Source organism: Comamonas sp. JNW (genome assembly GCF_003105075.1).
GTDB lineage: Bacteria > Pseudomonadota > Gammaproteobacteria > Burkholderiales > Burkholderiaceae_C > Comamonas > Comamonas squillarum.
Map to the genome: position 1 here is coordinate 229,817 of NZ_QETI01000008.1, position 18,418 is coordinate 248,234.

The following is an 18,418-nucleotide window of genomic DNA, read 5'->3' on the forward strand; positions in this document are numbered from 1 at the left end:
CAAAGGACTTTCCATGCCTCAGTACACCCCACCGCTGCGCGACATGCAGTTCCTCATGCAAGAAGTGCTGGACCTGCCGGCCCGCTTTGCCCAATTGCCGGCCTATGCCGAGGTGGACACCGGCACCATGGATGCGATTTTGGAAGAGGCCGGCAAGTTTGCGGTCGAGGTCGTGCAGCCACTCAACCTGCCTGGTGATGCCGAAGGCTGCACGCGCAACCCGGCCGATTCGAGCGTGACCACGCCCAAGGGCTTCAAGGAGGCCTATGCCAAGTATGTGGAAGGCGGCTGGGCGGCCCTGTCGTGCGACAGTGCCTATGGCGGGCAGGGCCTGCCCTTTGTGCTGAACCAGTGCCTGTATGAGATGCTCAACAGCGCCAACCAGGCCTGGGCCATGTACCCTGGCCTGTCGCACGGCGCCTATGAGGCACTCCATGTGTATGGCTCGGACGAGCAGAAAAAGCTTTACCTGTCCAAGCTCACCAGCGGTGAATGGACCGGCACCATGTGCCTGACCGAGCCCCATTGCGGCACTGACTTGGGGCTGCTGCGCACCAAGGCCGAGCCCCAAGCCGATGGCAGCTACAAGATCACCGGCAACAAGATCTTCATCAGCGCCGGTGAGCACGACATGACCGACAACATCGTGCACTTGGTGCTGGCCCGCCTGCCCGATGCGCCCAAGGGCAGCAAGGGCATCAGCCTGTTCCTGGTGCCCAAGTTCCTGGTCAATGCCGATGGCTCGCTGGGTGCGCGCAACCCCATCAGCTGCTCGGGCCTGGAGCACAAGATGGGCATCCATGGCAATGCCACCGCCCAGATCGCCATCGATGGCGCCGTGGGCAGCCTGGTTGGCCAGGCCAACAAGGGCCTGCAGGCCATGTTTGTGATGATGAATGCCGCACGCCTGGGCGTTGCCAACCAGTCGCTGGGCCTGATGGCCGTGGCTTATGAAAATGCACTGGCCTACGCCAAGGACCGCGTGCAGATGCGCAGCCTGTCGGGCACCAAGGCCAAGGACCTGCCGGCCGACCCGATCATCGTGCACGCCGATGTGCGCCGCATGCTGCTGACCGCCAAGGCCTACAGCGAAGGCGGCCGCGCGATGATGGTCGCCACCTCGGCCCTGGTCGACGAAGAGTTGAACCACCCCGACGAAGCCGTGCGCAAGGCCCATGCCGCGCAGGTGGCCCTGCTCACCCCCATCCTCAAGGCCTTTTTGACCGACAAGGGTTTTGAGGTGACCGTGCTGTGCCAGCAGGTGTTTGGCGGCCATGGCTACATCCATGAGACCGGCATGGAGCAATTTGTGCGCGATGCGCGCATCAACATGATCTACGAAGGCACCAATGGCATCCAGGCGCTGGATCTGTTGGGGCGCAAGGTGCTGGGGGACCAGGGCGCGGCGCTCAAGGCGCTGGGCAAGCTGGTGCAGGGTCTGGTCGAGGAAGAGGGCGTCAACGAGCGCATGGCCGACTTCATCAACCCGCTGGCGCAGCTGGCCGGCCAGATGACCGGCATCACCACCGAGCTGGGCCTCAAGGCGCTGCAAAACCCTGACGAAGTGGGCGCTGCGGCGACCGACTACCTGTGTGTGATGGGCCACCTGGTGATGGGCTACTGGTGGGCGCGCATGGCCCAGACCGCGCTGCGCGCACTGGCCGAAGGCGATGTGACGGGCAAGACCTTCTACGAAGCCAAGCTGCAGACGGCACGCTTTTACTTTGCGCGCCTGTTCCCCGAGGCGGGCCTGCGCGTGCGCACCATGCGCACCGGCAGCAAGCTCTTGATGAACACCGACGCGGCGCTGGCTTGACAGCTGCAGTGCTGCCGAAAAACACCGAAGGAGACCCTGATGCAAACCTTGCTGAAACCTGTGCTGATGGTGGCTGGCAGCTTGGCGGTGGCACTGCCAGCGCTCGCGGCGGACATGTCGCCGGTGGGCCTGTGGCGCACCTTTGACGAGAAAAGCGGTGAACCCAAGTCCGAGGTGCGCATCAGCGACAGCGGCGGGGTGCTCAGCGGCAAGGTGGAAAAGCTGCTGCGCAAGGGTGCCGATCTGCAGGCCGTCTGTGACCGCTGCAGCGATGACCGCAAGGGGCAGCCGCTCGTCGGCCTGGAGATCATCCGCGGTGCCAAGCAGGCGCCGGGCAAGGCGGTCTGGGAAGACGGCAAGATCCTCGACCCGGAAAACGGCAGCAGCTACAGCCTCAAGCTCACACCTGCGGACAACGGCAACAAGCTCGATGTGCGCGGATCGATTGGCCCCTTTGGCCGCACGCAGACCTGGACGCGCGTCGAATAGGTTTTGAATACAACGGCTTGTCAGCGCATCCCTATCAGGGGCTGACAGCCATGAAATGTGGAGTAACCATGTCCCGATTTGTGGTGAAAAAAGTGGCGGTGCTCGGCGCCGGCGTGATGGGCGCGCAGATTGCGGCCCACCTCGTCAATGTGCGCGTGCCGGTGGTGCTGTTTGACCTTCCTGCCAAGGAAGGCCCCAAAAGCGCGATTGCCCAGAAGGCCATTGCCAACCTGAAAAAGCTCAAGCCCTCGCCGCTGGGCGTGGCGGCTGAAGCGGATCTGATCACGCCCGCCAACTACGAAGAACACCTGGCGCAGCTCAAGGACTGCGACCTGGTGATCGAGGCGATTGCCGAGCGCATGGACTGGAAGCGTGATCTGTACCACCAGATTGCGCCGTTTGTCGCACCCCATGCGATCCTGGCTTCCAACACCTCGGGGCTGTCGATCACTGCGTTGTCGGAAGCATTGCCAGAGCAGCTGCGCCACCGCTTCTGCGGCATCCACTTCTTCAACCCCCCGCGCTATATGCAGCTGGTGGAGCTGATCCCCACGGCAGCGACCGAGCCCCAGGTGCTGGACCAGCTCGAGAGCTTTGCCACCAGCCAGCTGGGCAAGGGCGTCATCCGCGCCAAGGACACGCCCAACTTTGTTGCCAACCGCGTCGGCGTGGCGGGCATGCTGTCGACCATTGCCGAGGCCGAGCGCTTTGGTCTCAGCTACGACGTGGTCGATGACCTGACTGGCAAGAAGCTGGGGCGCGCGAGCTCGGGCACCTTCCGCACCGCCGATGTGGTGGGCCTGGACACCCTGGCCCATGTCATAGCGACGATGCAGACCCAGCTGACGGCGCAGAGCGACTCGTTCTACGCCAGCTACACCACGCCGGCGGTATTGACCCAGCTGATCGCCAACGGCGCGCTGGGCCAAAAGACCAAGGCGGGTTTTTACCGCAAGACCAGGATGGGCATCGAGCGCTTTGACTCCGCGCACCAGGCCTATGTGCCCTCGGGCGAAAAGGGCAACGACGTCTATACCCGCATGCTGAAAAAGCCGGCGGGCGAGCGCCTGCAGCTGCTGCGGGGCAGCGAGGGCGCGCAAGGCCAGTTCCTCTGGGCCATCTTGCGCAACAGCTTCCACTACGCCGCCGTGCACCTGAAAGACATTGCCGACAATGCCCGCGATGTGGATCTGGCCATGCGCTGGGGCTTTGGCATGCAGCAAGGTCCGTTCGAGCTGTGGCAGGAAGCCGGCTGGCTGCAGGTGGCCAAGATGGTGCAGGAGGACATTGACGCTGGCAAGGCACTCAGCACCGAGCCGCTGCCGCAATGGGCGTTTGAAGGCCCCGTGGCGGACGCCGGCGGTGTGCACACGGCGCAGGGCTCCTGGAGCGCTGCCGAGAACCGCTTTGTGCCGCGCCGCGATCTGCCGGTCTATGCGCGCCAGCTCTTTCCCGAGCGCGTGCTGGGCGAGACGAGCGCGCCCGCGCAGGACTGGCGCACGGCAGGCCGCACCCTGGCCGAGAGCAAGGCCTCACGCAGTTGGACCCTCGATGACCAGGTGCTGGTCTTCAGCATCAAGACCAAGATGCATGCCATCAGCCCCGATGTGATGGAAGACCTGCAGGCCGCGCTGACGCTGGCCGAAAAGGATTTTGATGCGATGGTCGTCTGGTCGGGCGATGCACCGTTCAGCGTGGGCGCCGATCTGCAGGCGATGATGCCGGCCTTTGCACTGCAAGGCCCGATGGCCATCGATCAGATCGAGCAGGTGATGCAGCAGCTCTTCCTGTCGGTGCGCTATGCGCAGATCCCGGTGGTTGGCGCTGTGCATGGCATGGCGCTGGGCGGCGGCTGCGAGCTGCTGCTGCACTGCGCACGCCGCGTGGCGCATATGGAAAGCTATATCGGCCTGGTGGAGATGGGCGTGGGCCTGGTGCCCGGCGCCGGCGGCCTCACCAATGTCGCCTACCAGGCCGCGCGCCATGCGCAGTATTCCACCGGCACGGATCTGCTGCCCTTCCTGGCCAATGGCTTTACCGCAGCCGCCAAGGCCACCGTCGGCACCAGCGCGCTGGAGTCGCAGGCCATCGGCTACCTGCAGGCCGATGATGTCATCGTGCCGCACCGCGACGAGCTGCTGTTTGTGGCGCTGACGCAGGCCAAGGCCATGGCGCAGTCGGGCTGGCGCCCACCGCAGCGCAAGCCCTTCCCGGTGGCCGGCCGCAGTGGTGCAGCCACCTTGCGCAGCACCCTGGTCAACATGCGCGAAGGCGGCTTCATCACCGAGCACGACATGCTGATCGCGAGCCATATGGCCGATGTGGTCTGCGGCGGCGATGTGGATGCCGGCACCCTGGTGAACGAGGAGTACCTGATGGCGCTGGAGCGCAAGGCCTTCACCGACTTGATCGTGAAGGAAAAAACCCAGGAGCGCATTCTGGGCATGCTGAACACCGGCAAGCCGGTCCGCAACTGAGGCAAATCGTGGCGAAGCAGCCCCTGCCCCCAAACCCCCTCTCCCGCTCGCGGGAGAGGGCAGGGGTGAGGGCGGATGTCAGTGTGCCCGTGCAGAACGCCCGCGCCCTGCGCCAAGCCTCCACCACTGCAGAGCAACTGCTCTGGCGCCACCTGCGCAACCCCCAGCTGGCGGGCGCCAAGTTCCGCAGACAGCATCCGCTAGGCCCTTACATCCTGGATTTTGTCTGCCTGGAGCAGGGTCTGGTGGTGGAGATCGATGGCGGCCAGCATGCGGATCTGCAGGCGCAAGCCTATGACCAGCAGCGCACGGTGTGGTTGCATCAGCAAGGCTTGCGCGTGCTGCGATTCTGGAACCACGACGTATTGCAACAAACCAACGAGGTGCTTGCGCAGCTGCTGCAGGCCCTCACCCCAGCCCTCTCCCGCTTGCGGGAGAGGGAGGTGAATACAGAGGACGAGTGACCATGAGTAAACAAGTTCAAGACGCCTACATCGTTGCGGCGACGCGCACGCCGATTGGCAAGTCGCACAAAGGCTATCTGCGCAATATGCGCCCTGACGATCTGCTGGCCACCACGATGAAGGCCGTGCTGGCGCAGGTGCCGGGGCTGGACCCGCAGGCGATTGAGGATGTGGTTTGCGGCTGTGCGATCCCCGAAGCCCAGCAGGGCCTGAATGTGGCGCGTATCAGCGCGGTGCTGGCAGGGCTGCCGGTGGGGGTGGGCGGGGTGACGGTCAACCGCTTTTGCGCATCGGGCCTGACGGCACTGCAGATGGCGGCCGACCGCATCCGCGTGGGTGAGGCAGATGTGATGATCGCCGCCGGTGTAGAGAGCATGAGCATGGTGCCGATGATGGGTAACTCGCCATCGCTGTCGCCGTCCATCTTTGAGCGCGAAGGCGATGTCGGCATTGCCTACGGCATGGGGCTGACTGCCGAGAAAGTCGCGCAGCGCTGGAAGGTGAGCCGCGATGCCCAGGATGCCTTTGCACTGCAGTCTCACCAGCGCGCGCTGGCGGCGCAGCAGGCCGGCGATTTTGCCGCTGAGATCACGCCGATCACCGTGACCGACCGGGGGGTGGACATCGCCCGGGGTGAGGCGGTCAGCCGCTCGCGCACGGTGGACCTCGATGAAGGCCCGCGCCCGGACACCTCGATCGAGGGACTGGCCAAGCTGCGCACCGTGTTTGCGGCGCGCGGCTCTGTCACTGCCGGCAACAGCTCGCAGACCAGCGATGGCGCAGGTGCCTTGCTGGTGGTGAGCGAGGCGGCGCTCAAGCGCTTTAACCTGACGCCGCTGGCGCGCTTTGTCAGCTATGCCAGCAAGGGCGTGCCGCCCGAGATCATGGGTATTGGCCCGATCGAGGCGATCCCGGTCGCGCTGCGCCATGCCGGCCTGTCCTTGCAGGATATCGACTGGATCGAGCTGAACGAGGCCTTTGCCGCGCAGTCGATCGCGGTCATGCAGCAGCTGGGCATGGATCCGGCCAAGGTCAACCCCATGGGCGGCGCAATTGCGCTGGGCCACCCGCTGGGCGCCACCGGTGCCATCCGCGCGGCCACCGTCGTGCATGCGCTGCAGCGCAACAAGCTCAAGTACGGCATGGTGACCATGTGCGTGGGCATGGGGCAGGGCGCGGCGGGCATTCTGGAGCGCATCTAAACCGGCGCTGGCTACGGCATCTGTCGCCCACTGGGCTGCAACAGATGCCGTTGGCTGCTAATGTCGGGTGGCAGAAAATGCAACTGCAAGACAGGTCTTGAAAGGCTTGGTACGGGCACATGGCGTTTTCGGCGGATTCGAAAATTTCTGCGAAAGATGTCCGAATGAGTGAACTCTCCTCCCACCACGCCCGCCATGCCTTTGACCGTGCGATGGCCATGGAACCCAGCGGCCAGAACCAGTATGCGGCGCAGGCTAGCAAGGACTACTGGAACATGGTCGGGCCCTACGGCGGCATCACTGCTGCGCAAGTGGCCCAGGCCGTGCTGCAGCACCCGCAGCGCCTGGGCGATCTGGTGGCGGTCACCGTGAACTACGCCGGCGCCGTGGGCGAGCGGCCTTATGTGATCGAAGCCATCCCGGCGCGCACCAATCGCAGCACCCAGCACTGGATAATCACCTTGCGCGAGCAAGACGCCGAGGGCCAGTGGTCCACGACGACCACCGCGACCGCGATGACGGCCCTGGCGCGCGATACCTGGTCGGATGACGAGTACGTGATGCCCGAGGTGCCGCCTTCCAGCGCGGTGGAACGCTACACCACCGATTTCCGCGTGGAATGGCTGAACCGCTACAACATCCGCCCGCTGTTGGGCGGCTATCCGACGGAGTGGGACGGCGCAAGCAGCCCGAGCCTGACCCGCATGTGGGTCAGTGACGAGCCCCCGCGCCCGCTCGATGTGCCGGCGCTCACCTCGCTGTGTGACGTGTTTTTTCCTCGCATCTGGCTGCGCCGCGCCAAGCGCGTGCCGGTGGGCACCGTGTCCTTGACGGTCTATGTGCATGCCAGTGCCGAGCAATTGGCCGCAGTCGGCACCCAGCCGGTGCTGGCCCAGGCCCAGGGCCAGGGCTTTCGGGATGGTTTTTTTGACCAGACCGCGCAGATCTGGTCCCCCCAGGGCGTTTTGCTGGCCACCAGCCACCAGCTGGTCTATTACAAGGAATAAGGCGCGCCAAATCCGGTTAGCATGCCAGCGTCTTCGGTGTGCGCCCTGGCCGTGGCCCGGGCCCGGCACCGACCCCTTTTTTGAGAGACTGTTATGACGATCCAATCCTCGTGCGACGATATCCGGGTGCTGGCCGAAGCGGGCATCTGCACCATCACCTTCAACCGGGTGGCCAAGAAGAACTCGCTGACCGGCGCCATGTACCTGGCCCTGGCGGAGGTCTTGCAGCAGGCCGCCAGCAGCGCCGAGGTGCGCGTGGTGCTGTTCCAGGGCGATGCCTCGGTGTTCACGGCGGGCAACGACCTGGGCGATTTCCTCCACGGCCCCAAGCCCGATGACAACGCGCCGCCGTTCCAGTTTTTGCAGGCACTGGCCGCGTTCCCCAAGCCGATCGTCGCGGCCGTCTGCGGCCCGGCCGTGGGCATTGGCACGACGATGCTGCTGCACTGCGACCTGGTCTATGCCGGTGACAACGCGATGTTCTCGCTGCCCTTTGTCAACCTGGGCTTCTGCCCCGAAGGTGCGTCGAGCCTGCTGTTGCCCCAGCTGATGGGCCACCAGCGTGCCTGCGAGGCCTTGCTGCTGGGCGACCCCTTCATGGCCGAGGCGGCGCTGGAAGTGGGCTTGGTCAACCGCGTGGTGCCACCGACCGAATGCAACACCATTGCCCAGGCGCAGGCGGCCAAGCTGGCGGCCAAGCCGCTGGCATCGCTGATGGCGAGCAAGCGCCTGCTCAAGAGCGGCCAGATGGCGGCCGTTCAGTCGCGCATCGCCGAAGAAGGCCGTGTGTTTGCCGATCTGCTGCAGCAGCCCGCTGCCAAAGAGGCAATGCAGGCCTTTATGGAAAAGCGCAAGCCCAACTTCAGCGGTCTGTGATCCCTGCTTAGGCGCCCTTGGCAGGCACCAGCTTGCCAATGCGGCAGCCCTGCGCTGCCAGCAGCGCGCCAAACGCGGGCGAGCGCAGATAGGCCCATTCCACCGGCCGCTGCTGGCCAATCGCGTCATTGGGCATCGGCGTTTGCGCCGGGTGGCACATCAGCAAACTGCCGTCTTGGCATTCGGCCAGCCATTGGGCCATCAGGCCGCCATAGGCGGCTTCCGTCGGCGCATCAAAACCATAGACCCCGGCAAAGCCTTGGTTGGTGGCCCAATGCTGGCGCTGCAGCTGGTGGCTGAGGCGCCAGCCGCCCAGGAGCGCAATCGTGGCTGATTTGGCCTGCCAGCGCAGGGCGCCCGCAGGGGCCGTGGAGCGGATCCAGATTTGCCGGGCCGCTGCTGCGCCATAGCGGGCGCTGAGCTCGGCGAGCATCGCCTTGCGCACGCCTGGCAGCTGGTGCACATGCTGGTGGCCATCCACATAGACGGGCGGCATGCCCAGCGCATCCTCAAAGGCATCGAGCTGGCGGCGCCAGGCGTCGCGCAGCGCAGCGGCAGACAGCCGGGCGGTATAGGCCTGGCTGAGAATGCGCGTGATCGCAGTATCTGGCCCCACGCCATGGCCTTCGGTCAGGTTGAAATGCAGGCCCAGGTCCAGCTGGCCGCGCACTGCTGGCAAGGCCCGCGCTGCGTCACGCCAGCCCGGCGCGGTGGTCATGCAGCTGGTGGCCGATAAGCGGCCCAGCGCCGCCAGCTCCAGCACGGCGGCATCGACTGCCGGGTGCAGCGCAAAATCGTCGGCGCAAAGGGTGATGTGTTTCATGGTGCGCAGTGCGGCCGAGCGTGGGCAAAGGCCCAGCATTTGGCCGCGGCAAAGGTAAATACCGCCACGACGACCAGCACCGCGACCAGGCTCCAGGCGTAGTGCCAGTGCAGCTGGTGCAGCGCCAGGTAGTAGAGCAGTTCATTAAGGGCAAAGGAGCTGCAGGCGACCAGAAAGAAGCGCGGCAGCGCCTGGGCATGCGGCGCCTGTTTATCGGCAAAGGTCAGCCAGGCGTGCCCGCTGTAGCTGACCACAAAGGCGATCAGAAAAGCCAGCACATTGGCCAGCAGCGGTGCCATGCCTGCGCCGCCGACCAGCAGCAGCACCACCAGCAAATGGGTGGCAGCGGCCGAGCCGCCCACGGCAATAAACTGCAGCCCCTGGGGCAGTCTGCGCAGGCGATCGGCCAAGGCAGCGATCGGCAAGCTCAGGACTCCGGCGGCATCGGCGCGACCGGTGCGGGCGCGGTGGCGGATGCGGGCACAAGCGGGGGCGCAGCGGGCTCGCTGCTCACGGGGCTGCGGTCGTCGTTGTTCGCCACGATGTACAGGGGCCGGCGCTTGACCTCGTCGTAAATGCGGCCGATGTACTCGCCCAGCATGCCGATGGACATCAGCTGCACGCCGGAGAACAGCATCAGGCCGGCGGCCAAGGTCGGCCAGCCATCGATGGGGTTGTCCAGCACCAGGGTCTCGATGGTGATGTAGATGCCGTAGATGATGGCGATGACCGAGATGCAAAAGCCCACCAGGCTCCAGATACGCAGCGGCAAGGTGGTGAACGAGGTCAGGCCCTGGAACGCCAGCGCGAAGAGCCGGTGAAAATTGAAGCTGGACTGGCCGCTGCGCCGGCTGTCGGGCACAAAGGGCAGTGCCACGCTCTTGAAGCCGACCCAGGCGTACAAGCCCTTCATGAAACGGTTGCGCTCGGGCAACTGGCGCAGCGCATCGACGACCTTGCGGTCCATGAGCCGGAAATCGCCGGCATTCTCGGGGATATGGATCGCGTTGTCGCGGTTCATCAGGTAGTAGAACAGCGACGTGCCCCAGCGCTTGGCCTTGGCTTCGCCGGCGCGGTCGGCAATCACGCCATAGACCATGTCATAGCCGCCCTGCCACAGCTGCACCATCTCAGCAATCAGGGGCAGCGGGTGCTGAAAATCCGCATCGATCAACAGCACCGCATTGCCGCGTGCATAGTCGAGCCCGGCGGTCATCGCCGCTTCCTTGCCAAAATTGCGCGCCAGCTGGATGTAGTGCAGCGGCAGCTGCTGGCCCAGGCGCTGGGCCACCTCATCGGTCGCATCCTTGCTGCCGTCGTTGACCAGCACAATCTCGCATTCCACGGACAGCGCGCGCACCGTCTCGTACAGGGCGGGCAGAAAGGCTTCCAGGTTGCTGGCTTCGTTGTAGGCGGGCACCACGCAGCTCAGGCGCAAGGGCGGCCTGGGCGCTGTGCGGGCGGCGGGCGGGGCGGGGGGCAGGGTATCAGGCATAGATGGGCTGCATTTGCGCGCAGTCTAGCGCATGGCGCGGTGGCATCCAGCAGAATCTGCGATTGCCGTGCAGGGCGCTTGACTGCATACTGCGGTGGATGAGCACCGCCACCTTGCCTGCCCCGCATTCCAAAGCACCAGCCTATGTCTCCATGCAGGGCCTGGATAACGCCTATGTCGAAGGCCTGCGCGACATTTTTGAAGAGCGCATCGTTTTCAACAAGCTGCTGGGGCTCAAGCTCCAGGCCGTGCAGGACGATGCGGTCTGGGCGAGTCTGGAGATGCGCGCCGAGCTGATCGGCCATTTTGGCCTGCAGCGCGTGCACGGGGGCGTCATCAGTGCCAGCCTGGATGCGCTGGGCGGCATCGCGGTGATGGCGGCCTCCGGCGCCAAACATGTGGGTGAGCCGGTGATGCAGCGCCTGATGCGTTTTGCCAAGCTGGGCACCATTGATTTGCGGGTCGACTACCTGCGTCCGGGCACCCACGGCCCTTTTGGGCTGCAGGCCCGGGTGCTGCGCTTGGGCTCGCGGGTGGCGACGACGCGCTCGGATTTTTGCGACAGCAGCGGCCAGGTGCTGGCCACGGCCACGGCGGCCTATATCGTGTCCTGATGCGGGCTGGCGGTACTATTGCGATGTTGGGAAATGTGAGATTTGTCCGACCTATGAAAGTATTGATAGGAAAGGCCGCCATAGTTGCCGCCTGTTACGACTAGTGTCAAATTTTGTGAACACCCTAGCTATAAATTGAATAGCATGTTGAAGCTTTTCACAAGGAGAACCGATGGCTGTACAAAACCCTTTCTTCGGCGGACGCCGTGACAATGACTCTTCTGCCTCCAAATTCATGGGAGGCAATGCTTCGAATACTTCGGGCAGCACCTTGCCCAGCACCGCAGCGGGCTCTGCCAGCTCCGTGCTCGGCGGCAACCTGAGCGGCCACAAGGCCGACGAGCCCAGCAACCTCTCTCCTACCTCTTCCTACACCAGCACCGTGACCACTGACACCACCGCCGGCACCGGCAGCAAACTGACTGTTGGCCCCAATATCAAGCTCAAGGGCGTTGAGATCACCGATTGCGACACCTTGGTGGTGGAAGGCACGGTCGAGGCCACGATGGATTCGCGCGTGATCCAGATTGCCGCAGAAGGGGCCTTCCGTGGCTCGGCGGAGATCGATATCGCCGAAATCCATGGCGAATTCGAAGGCAACCTGACGGTGCGCGACAAGCTGGTGATTTTTGGCAGCGGCCGTGTGCACGGCAAGATCCGCTACGGCAAGGTCATCATCGAAGAAGGTGGTCAGCTGACCGGCGAGATCGAGTGCTCCAACAGCACGCGCAAAACCGTGGCCGCCAGCACCACGACCAACAAGACGGAAAAGCCCGCCGAAAGCCTGGCTTGATCGCTGAGGCCCCGGCCTCCCGCTTGTGAAAAAGCCGCTGCAGCGCAGATTTGCGTTGCAGCGGCTTTGGTGTTTTTAGGCCGGTCGCCGGTGGCCCATGGCCGGTCAGACCGGCAGCGGCGGCACGGTGCGGGGATGGCCTTCGTCATCGATGGCGACATAGGTCAAGGTCGCCTCGGTCACCTTGAAGAACTGGCCTTGCTTGGACAGGCGCTCGGCAAACACCTCGACCTGGACCGTCATCGACGTGGTGCCCACGCGCACCAGCTTGGCGTAGAACGACAGGATGTCGCCCACGCGCACGGGCTGCTTGAAGATGAATTCATTGACCGCCACGGTGACGGTGCGGCCGCGCGAGTGGCGCAGCGGCAGCACCGAGCCGCCCAGATCCACCTGCGACATGACCCAGCCGCCAAAGATATCGCCGTTGGCATTGCAGTCGGCGGGCATGGGAACCACGCGCAAAACCAGCTCTTTGTCCTGGGGAAGCGCGTTGGATGCGGTGCGTGGGGTATTCATGGTCACAATGGAGGTCTATAACAAACCCACCATTGTCTCCGATGCGACGTTATGCCGAGGCGCCTCCCGCCACAAGCCCTACCCCTAGTGATGGAAAAAATCTGACCGCTGGCGACGGCCGTACCTTGAAGCGACTGCTGCCGTATTTGTGGACCTACAAGTGGCGGGTGCTCGCCGCCCTGGTGCTGATGGTGGGGGCCAAGGTGGCCAATGTCGGCGTGCCGGTACTGCTCAAGCATGTGGTCGATGCGCTCGATATCCGGCCCGGCCAACCCCAGGCCTTGCTGGTGGTGCCGGTGGGCCTGCTGCTGGCCTACGGGGGCCTGCGGCTTTTGACCTCGGTGTTTGGCGAGCTGCGCGAGCTGGTGTTCTCCAAAGCCACGCAGGGCGCCGCGCGCGCAATTGCGCTGCAGACCTTTGAGCATCTGCATGCGATGAGCCTGCGCTTTCACCTCGAGCGCCAGACCGGGGGCATGACGCGCGATATCGAGCGCGGCGTCAAAGGGGTGGAGTCGCTCATCTCCTACTCTCTCTACAGCATCGTGCCCACCTTGATCGAGCTGGCGCTGGTGCTGGGCATTCTGGCCGTGCAGTTCGATATCTGGTTTGCCATCATCACCATCGTTGCGCTCACGGTCTACATCACGTTCACCGTGGTGGTCACCCAGTGGCGCACGCATTTTCGGCGCGAGGCGAACCTGATCGACTCCTCGGCGCACAGCAAGGCGATTGACTCGCTGCTGAACTACGAGACGGTGAAGTACTTCAACAACGAGGCCTTTGAAGCCCAGCGCTATGACGGGGATCTGGAAAAACTGCGCCGCTCGCGCCTCAAGAGCCAAAGCAGCCTGAGCCTGCTCAACAGTGGCCAGCAGCTGATCATTGCAGTCGCGCTGGTCGCAATGCTGTGGCGTGCCACCCAGGGCGTGGTCGACGGCCGGCTCAGCCTGGGCGATCTGGTGATGATCAATGCCTTCATGATCCAGCTGTACATTCCGCTCAATTTCCTGGGCACCTTGTACCGCGAGATCAAGCAAAGCCTGACCGACCTGGACCGCATGTTTGTGCTGATGGACCAGCAGCGCGAGGTGGCCGATGCGCCGACGGCCCAGCCGCTGGCGCTGCAGGCCGAGCCTGAGCTGCGTTTTGACGACGTGCATTTTGCCTACCACCCGGGCCGCCCCATTTTGCAGGGCCTGAGCTTTGTCGTGCCTGCGGGCAAGACCGTCGCGGTGGTGGGCCCTTCGGGCGCCGGCAAATCCACGCTCGCGCGGTTGATCTTTCGTTTTTACGATGTGCAGGCGGGCGCCATCCGCATTGCGGGCCAGGACATCCGCGATCTGACGCAGGACAGCCTGCGCCGCGCCATCGGCATCGTGCCGCAGGACACCGTGCTGTTCAATGACACCGTCGCCTACAACATCGCCTATGGCCGGCCCGGCGCATCGCAACAGGAGATCGTGCAGGCTGCGCAGGCCGCGCGCATCCACACGATGATCGCCGCCTCACCCGAAGGCTATGCCACCCGTGTGGGTGAGCGCGGGCTCAAGCTCTCGGGCGGGGAAAAGCAGCGCGTGGCCATTGCCCGCACCTTGCTCAAGAACCCGCCGATCCTCATCTTTGACGAGGCCACCTCGGCGCTGGACTCGGCCAACGAGCGCGCCATCCAGCAGGAGCTGCAAAAGGCCGCGCAGGGCAAGACCACCTTGGTGATTGCCCACCGCCTGTCCACCGTGGTGGATGCGCATGAAATCCTGGTGATGGACGCCGGCCGCATTGTGGAGCGCGGCACCCATGCGCAGCTGCTGGCGCAGGGTGCGCGCTATGCCAGCATGTGGGCCTTGCAGCGCAACCAGGTGCAGCAGTAGATTGAAATTTGCTTAGCGCTTGCTGCGCGAGAGCCGCTTGGCGTTGCTTACGGCCTTGGCATGGACGGGTGTGATGCCGGCGTTGAGCACGTCGGTGACGGCCCGTACCTGCTGCGTGACCATACGCGAGGTAGCCTTGCCCACGCCAAAGGCGGCCAGCGGGTTGCTGCTGCCGGGGGTGAACGGCCCTGGGACGGTATACAGGCTGGCGGCGGCCTGCCAGTAGGCTGTACAGGCCTGGGTCCACATCCCGATCCAGGATTCGTAAAAGGCGGTGACCTTTTCGTTGCCCATACGGTAGAACTCTTGCTGGTCGCGCGCCGAAGGCTGGGTGCCAGCGAGCATCATGCGGCCCACGCGTTGTGCGACCACCTGGGGAGCAGCCAAGCTGAGCTCCAGGCTTTTGGTGGCCAGATTCTGGACCTTGGCTTGGGTAGTGTGTCTTGCAGTCATGGGCATTCCCAGTGGGTTAAAACTAGGGAAATTGTAGAAAGCTTTGAAGAATGCTGCATTGCAGCAACTTCACCTGCCTGCACCCATGGTTATTGCTTAAGCCATTGATATGAAAAGAATACCTGTATTTCTTGCACCATTCTTGTGGGGTAGGTGCAGCGCTTGACCTGGCCTAGGACTGCGCATTGTTTGCAATGGCTGGCGCGTCCTGTTGCTGCAGCGCCTCCAGCTCGTCGCTGCTGAAGACGCGCGAGCGCGTGTGAAAGGCCTTGCCCTCGGGGCCTTCGAGTGAGAAGGTGCCGCCGCCGTGCGTGTCGATCACATCGATGATCAGCTGGGTGTGCTTCCAGTAAGCGTACTGGGAGGAGCTCATGTAAAACGGGCAGCCCCCTATCTCGCCCAGGTAGACATCGCCCTGGCCAATCGTCAGCTCGCCCAGCAGGTAGCAGTTGGCCGCGCTGTTGTCGCAGCAGCCGCCCGATTGGTGAAACATCAGGCCGGGGCCATGCTTGTCTTTGAGCAAGGCAATCAGCGCTTGTGCGGCCGGGGTGGCCACTACCTTTTCCACAACCATGTTGCTGTCTCCTGTGAGGTGGGCAAGGCAGGTGCCATGCCGGCGGGAATGGGTGGTGTTGCACAGGCGGTGTGCGTGGCCCCAGCCCTGACTGCTGAGGCAGCCTGGGTCGGGCACACCGCCCTGCATACCCTGTCTATTAGAAGAAGCCCAGCTTGTTTTCGGAGTAGGACACCAACAGATTCTTGGTCTGCTGGTAGTGGTTGAGCATCATCTTGTGGTTCTCACGGCCGATGCCGGACTCTTTGTAACCGCCAAAGGCGGCATGCGCGGGGTAGTGGTGGTAGCAGTTGGTCCAGACGCGGCCCGCCTTGATCGCGCGGCCCATGCGGTAGGCCAGGTTGCCATTGCGCGTCCACACACCTGCGCCCAGGCCGTACAGCGTATCGTTGGCCAGCTCCAGCGCTTCTTCTTCGGTCTTGAAGGTGGTGACCGCCAACACCGGGCCAAAGATTTCTTCCTGGAAGATGCGCATCTTGTTGTGGCCCTTGAACACCGTGGGCTGTACATAGTAGCCGCCGTCCAGGTCGCCGCCAAGCTTGGCTTCGGCGCCGCCGATCAGCACTTCAGCGCCTTCCTGGCGGCCCAGGTCCAGGTAGCTGCTGATCTTGATCAGCTGCTCCTTGCTGGCCTGCGCGCCCATCATGCTGTCGGTGTCCAGCGGGTTGCCATGCTTGATGGCGGCAATGCGCTTGAGCACTTTTTCCATGAAGCGGTCATAGATGGACTCATGGATCAGCGCGCGGCTGGGGCAGGTGCAGACCTCGCCCTGGTTGAAGGCAAACAGCACCAGGCCTTCGATCGCCTTGTCGAGGAAGGCGTCGTCCTGGTCCATCACATCGGCAAAGAACACATTGGGCGACTTGCCGCCCAGCTCCAAGGTGGCTGGAATCAGGTTGTTGGCAGCGGCCTGGGCGATGACGCGGCCGGTGCTGGTCGAGCCGGTAAAGGCAATCTTGGCGATGCGCTTGCTGTTGGCCAGCGGCATGCCGGCCTCACGGCCATAGCCGTTGACCACGTTAAGCACGCCGGCGGGCAGCAGGTCTTCGATCAACTCGATGAGGATCAGCAGGCTGATGGGGGTGGATTCTGCGGGCTTGAGCACCACGCAGTTGCCCGCAGCAATGGCGGGGGCCAGTTTCCAGGCAGCCATCAGGATGGGGAAGTTCCAGGGAATGATCTGGCCCACAACGCCCAGCGGCTCGTGGTAATGGTAGGCCACCGTCGTGTTGTCAATCTCGCTGATGCCGCCTTCCTGCGCCCGCAGCGCGCCGGCAAAGTAGCGGAAGTGGTCGGCCGACAGCGGAATGTCGGCATTGAGCGTCTCGCGGATCGCCTTGCCGTTGTCCACCGTTTCGGCGTAGGCCAGCAGTTCGGTATTGGCGTCGATGCGCTCGGCAATCTGCAGCAGCACATTGGAGCGCTCGGTGGCTGATTTCTTGCCCCAGGCATCGGCCGCGGCATGGGCGGCATCCAGTGCCAGCTCCACATCTTCGGCGGTCGAGCGTGCGGCCTGTGTGTAGACCTGGCCGTTGATCGGCGAGATCACATCAAAGTACTGGCCCTTGACCGGCGCCTTCCACTGGCCGCCAATGAAGTTGTTGTACTGCTTTTTGTAGCTGATCTTGGCGCCCGATTGGCCGGGAAATACGTATTGCATGGTGTGTCTCCTTGGAAATGGATATCGCAAGCTGATTCGTGCCGGATGCCAGCAGGAAAAGGCACGAGTCACACCTGAGATATCAAGATGCATGCCAGGCCCGATTGCGTTCCAAGTGCTTGATTTGTATCAGTCCCGCTGGCCGCGATGGCTGGCGTTGGAACAGCGCCGGACAATGCAGGTGTTCCAATCTGGAACAGTCGGACAGCGGCATGGCTATTCACGGCGACTCCGTGCGGCCGCTTTCCTATACTGTCCCCATGGGCCTGCGCAGACAGGCTTGCAAGGAGACAACATGGATCCCCAGATCACCTCCCAGGTGCTGCGCCAGGCACGGGTGCATTTGTTGGCACATGGTGAATGCCCGCCCGGGGCGGTGCAGGCGCGCATTGCCAGCTCCTGGCAACGCAGCCTGCGCGCAGGGGTACAGCCAGTCGGCCGGGTGTCTTGCGGCGATCCGCTCACCGGCTCCGAAATGCGCCAGGTGCTCACGCGCAGCGAAGACCTGCTGGCCATTGCCCGGCCGGTGATGGACTATGTGTTCGAGCAGATCCAGGACAGCCACAGCATGGTCATCCTGGCCAACGCCCAAAGCACCCTTCTGCACACCTTGGGTGACGCCCCTTTTCTGAACAAGGCCGAGCGCGTGGCGTTGCGCAGTGGCGCGATCTGGACCGAAGAGGCGCGCGGCACGAATGCGATTGGCACGGCGCTGGTGGAAGCCACGCCGCTGCGCGTCGAAGGCGCGGAGCACTTTCTGGAGGCCAACAGTTTTTTGAACTGCGCAGCCTCGCCCATCTTCAGCGCCCAGGGCCAGCTGCTGGGCGTGCTCGATATCTCTGGCGACCAGCGCCTGGCCCAGGCCCATACCTTGGGGCTGGCCACCACCGCTGCCCGCATGATCGAAAACCGCTGGCTGCTGGCACGCCACCAGCGCGACTGGCGCATGCATTTCCACACCCAGGCCGAAGGGGTGGGTACCGCCGCCGAAGGCATTCTGGCGCTGACGCCCGATGGTTTGCTGCTGGGCGGCAACCGCACCGCCATGCAAAGCCTCAAGATTGCCGCGGCCGACTGGGGCCATCTGCACTGGGACGACATCAGCGCGATGCCGCTGCGCGACTGGCTGGCCCGGGGCCATACCCAGACCGAGCGCCTGCATCTGGCGGCCCTGCACACCGGCCGCAGCGTGTTTGCGCGCCTGGTGCTGCCTCAGGCATCACACGCCACGCCGGTGGGCGCTGCACCGCCCGCGCTGCCAGGCGATCGCGCGGGCCGGGCGCCGCTC

At 64.1% G+C, this 18,418-nt stretch carries 18 protein-coding genes; 11 read left to right on the forward strand and 7 right to left on the reverse strand.

Annotation, left to right across the window (positions count from 1 at the left end; translation table 11 throughout):
* Positions 1-13 precede the first annotated feature (13 nt).
* The 7 genes from DCO45_RS13920 (at position 14) to DCO45_RS13950 (ending at position 8,331) form a co-directional block, all read left to right on the forward strand.
* Positions 14-1,816, forward strand: a complete 1,803-nt coding sequence (locus DCO45_RS13920) for an acyl-CoA dehydrogenase C-terminal domain-containing protein (protein WP_116926371.1) — start codon at positions 14-16, stop codon at positions 1,814-1,816.
* Between the two features lie 66 nt (positions 1,817-1,882).
* On the forward strand, positions 1,883-2,305 hold the full coding sequence (locus DCO45_RS13925) for a DUF2147 domain-containing protein (RefSeq protein ID WP_116926412.1): 423 nt from the start codon (positions 1,883-1,885) through the stop codon (positions 2,303-2,305).
* Between the two features lie 68 nt (positions 2,306-2,373).
* The gene (locus DCO45_RS13930; protein WP_116926372.1) at positions 2,374-4,782 is read left to right on the forward strand and encodes a 3-hydroxyacyl-CoA dehydrogenase/enoyl-CoA hydratase family protein; all 2,409 of its coding nucleotides are present in this window, start codon (positions 2,374-2,376) and stop codon (positions 4,780-4,782) included.
* A gap of 8 nt (positions 4,783-4,790) precedes the next feature.
* Positions 4,791-5,246, forward strand: a complete 456-nt coding sequence (locus tag DCO45_RS13935) for an endonuclease domain-containing protein (protein WP_243419350.1) — start codon at positions 4,791-4,793, stop codon at positions 5,244-5,246.
* 2 nt (positions 5,247-5,248) lie between these two features.
* The gene (locus DCO45_RS13940; protein WP_116926374.1) at positions 5,249-6,448 is read left to right on the forward strand and encodes an acetyl-CoA C-acyltransferase; all 1,200 of its coding nucleotides are present in this window, start codon (positions 5,249-5,251) and stop codon (positions 6,446-6,448) included.
* A 164-nt stretch (positions 6,449-6,612) separates the two neighbouring features.
* Positions 6,613-7,455, forward strand: coding sequence for a thioesterase family protein (locus tag DCO45_RS13945; RefSeq protein WP_116926375.1), 843 nt, complete (start codon positions 6,613-6,615; stop codon positions 7,453-7,455).
* A 93-nt stretch (positions 7,456-7,548) separates the two neighbouring features.
* Positions 7,549-8,331: an enoyl-CoA hydratase gene (locus DCO45_RS13950; RefSeq protein WP_116926376.1), complete on the forward strand. Its 783-nt coding sequence runs from the start codon at positions 7,549-7,551 to the stop codon at positions 8,329-8,331.
* A 7-nt stretch (positions 8,332-8,338) separates the two neighbouring features.
* On the opposite strand, the gene DCO45_RS13955 is transcribed toward DCO45_RS13950, so the two are convergent.
* The 3 genes from DCO45_RS13955 to DCO45_RS13965 are packed head-to-tail and all read right to left on the reverse strand — an operon-like array spanning position 8,339 to position 10,649.
* Entirely contained in the window at positions 8,339-9,154 is an 816-nt protein-coding gene (locus DCO45_RS13955; protein ID WP_243419351.1) for a ChbG/HpnK family deacetylase, read from the reverse strand.
* Entirely contained in the window at positions 9,151-9,579 is a 429-nt protein-coding gene (locus DCO45_RS13960) for a GtrA family protein (RefSeq protein WP_243419352.1), read from the reverse strand. The genes DCO45_RS13955 and DCO45_RS13960 overlap by 4 nt, the downstream gene beginning before the upstream one ends.
* A 2-nt stretch (positions 9,580-9,581) precedes the next feature.
* Positions 9,582-10,649 (reverse strand): glycosyltransferase family 2 protein, encoded by a 1,068-nt coding sequence (locus tag DCO45_RS13965; RefSeq protein ID WP_116926378.1) that lies wholly within the window; start codon positions 10,647-10,649, stop codon positions 9,582-9,584.
* A 98-nt stretch (positions 10,650-10,747) separates the two neighbouring features.
* On the opposite strand from DCO45_RS13965, the gene DCO45_RS13970 reads away from it, so the two are divergent.
* Both DCO45_RS13970 and DCO45_RS13975 read left to right on the forward strand, forming a co-directional pair.
* Positions 10,748-11,263 carry a thioesterase family protein gene (locus DCO45_RS13970; protein ID WP_116926379.1) on the forward strand — a complete coding sequence of 172 codons (516 nt, stop codon included), beginning with the start codon at positions 10,748-10,750 and terminating at the stop codon, positions 11,261-11,263.
* Positions 11,264-11,435: 172 nt separating this feature from the next.
* Entirely contained in the window at positions 11,436-12,056 is a 621-nt protein-coding gene (locus tag DCO45_RS13975; protein WP_116926380.1) for a polymer-forming cytoskeletal protein, read from the forward strand.
* A gap of 105 nt (positions 12,057-12,161) precedes the next feature.
* On the opposite strand, the gene DCO45_RS13980 is transcribed toward DCO45_RS13975, so the two are convergent.
* Positions 12,162-12,575 carry an acyl-CoA thioesterase gene (locus DCO45_RS13980; protein WP_021028940.1) on the reverse strand — a complete coding sequence of 138 codons (414 nt, stop codon included), beginning with the start codon at positions 12,573-12,575 and terminating at the stop codon, positions 12,162-12,164.
* Between the two features lie 41 nt (positions 12,576-12,616).
* Between DCO45_RS13980 and DCO45_RS13985 the strand changes: the two genes are divergently transcribed.
* Positions 12,617-14,443, forward strand: coding sequence for an ABC transporter ATP-binding protein/permease (locus tag DCO45_RS13985; protein WP_116926381.1), 1,827 nt, complete (start codon positions 12,617-12,619; stop codon positions 14,441-14,443).
* A gap of 12 nt (positions 14,444-14,455) precedes the next feature.
* On the opposite strand, the gene DCO45_RS13990 is transcribed toward DCO45_RS13985, so the two are convergent.
* The 3 genes from DCO45_RS13990 to DCO45_RS14000 form a co-directional block, all read right to left on the reverse strand.
* The gene (locus tag DCO45_RS13990; protein ID WP_133248163.1) at positions 14,456-14,896 is read right to left on the reverse strand and encodes a polyhydroxyalkanoate granule-associated phasin; all 441 of its coding nucleotides are present in this window, start codon (positions 14,894-14,896) and stop codon (positions 14,456-14,458) included.
* A 172-nt stretch (positions 14,897-15,068) separates the two neighbouring features.
* Positions 15,069-15,470: a DUF779 domain-containing protein gene (locus DCO45_RS13995; protein ID WP_116926414.1), complete on the reverse strand. Its 402-nt coding sequence runs from the start codon at positions 15,468-15,470 to the stop codon at positions 15,069-15,071.
* A gap of 139 nt (positions 15,471-15,609) precedes the next feature.
* Positions 15,610-17,130, reverse strand: coding sequence for an aldehyde dehydrogenase family protein (locus DCO45_RS14000; protein ID WP_116926383.1), 1,521 nt, complete (start codon positions 17,128-17,130; stop codon positions 15,610-15,612).
* Positions 17,131-17,425: 295 nt separating this feature from the next.
* Between DCO45_RS14000 and DCO45_RS14005 the strand changes: the two genes are divergently transcribed.
* Positions 17,426-18,418 (forward strand): GAF domain-containing protein (locus DCO45_RS14005; protein WP_116926384.1); only part of this gene is annotated, 993 nt, incomplete at its 3' end.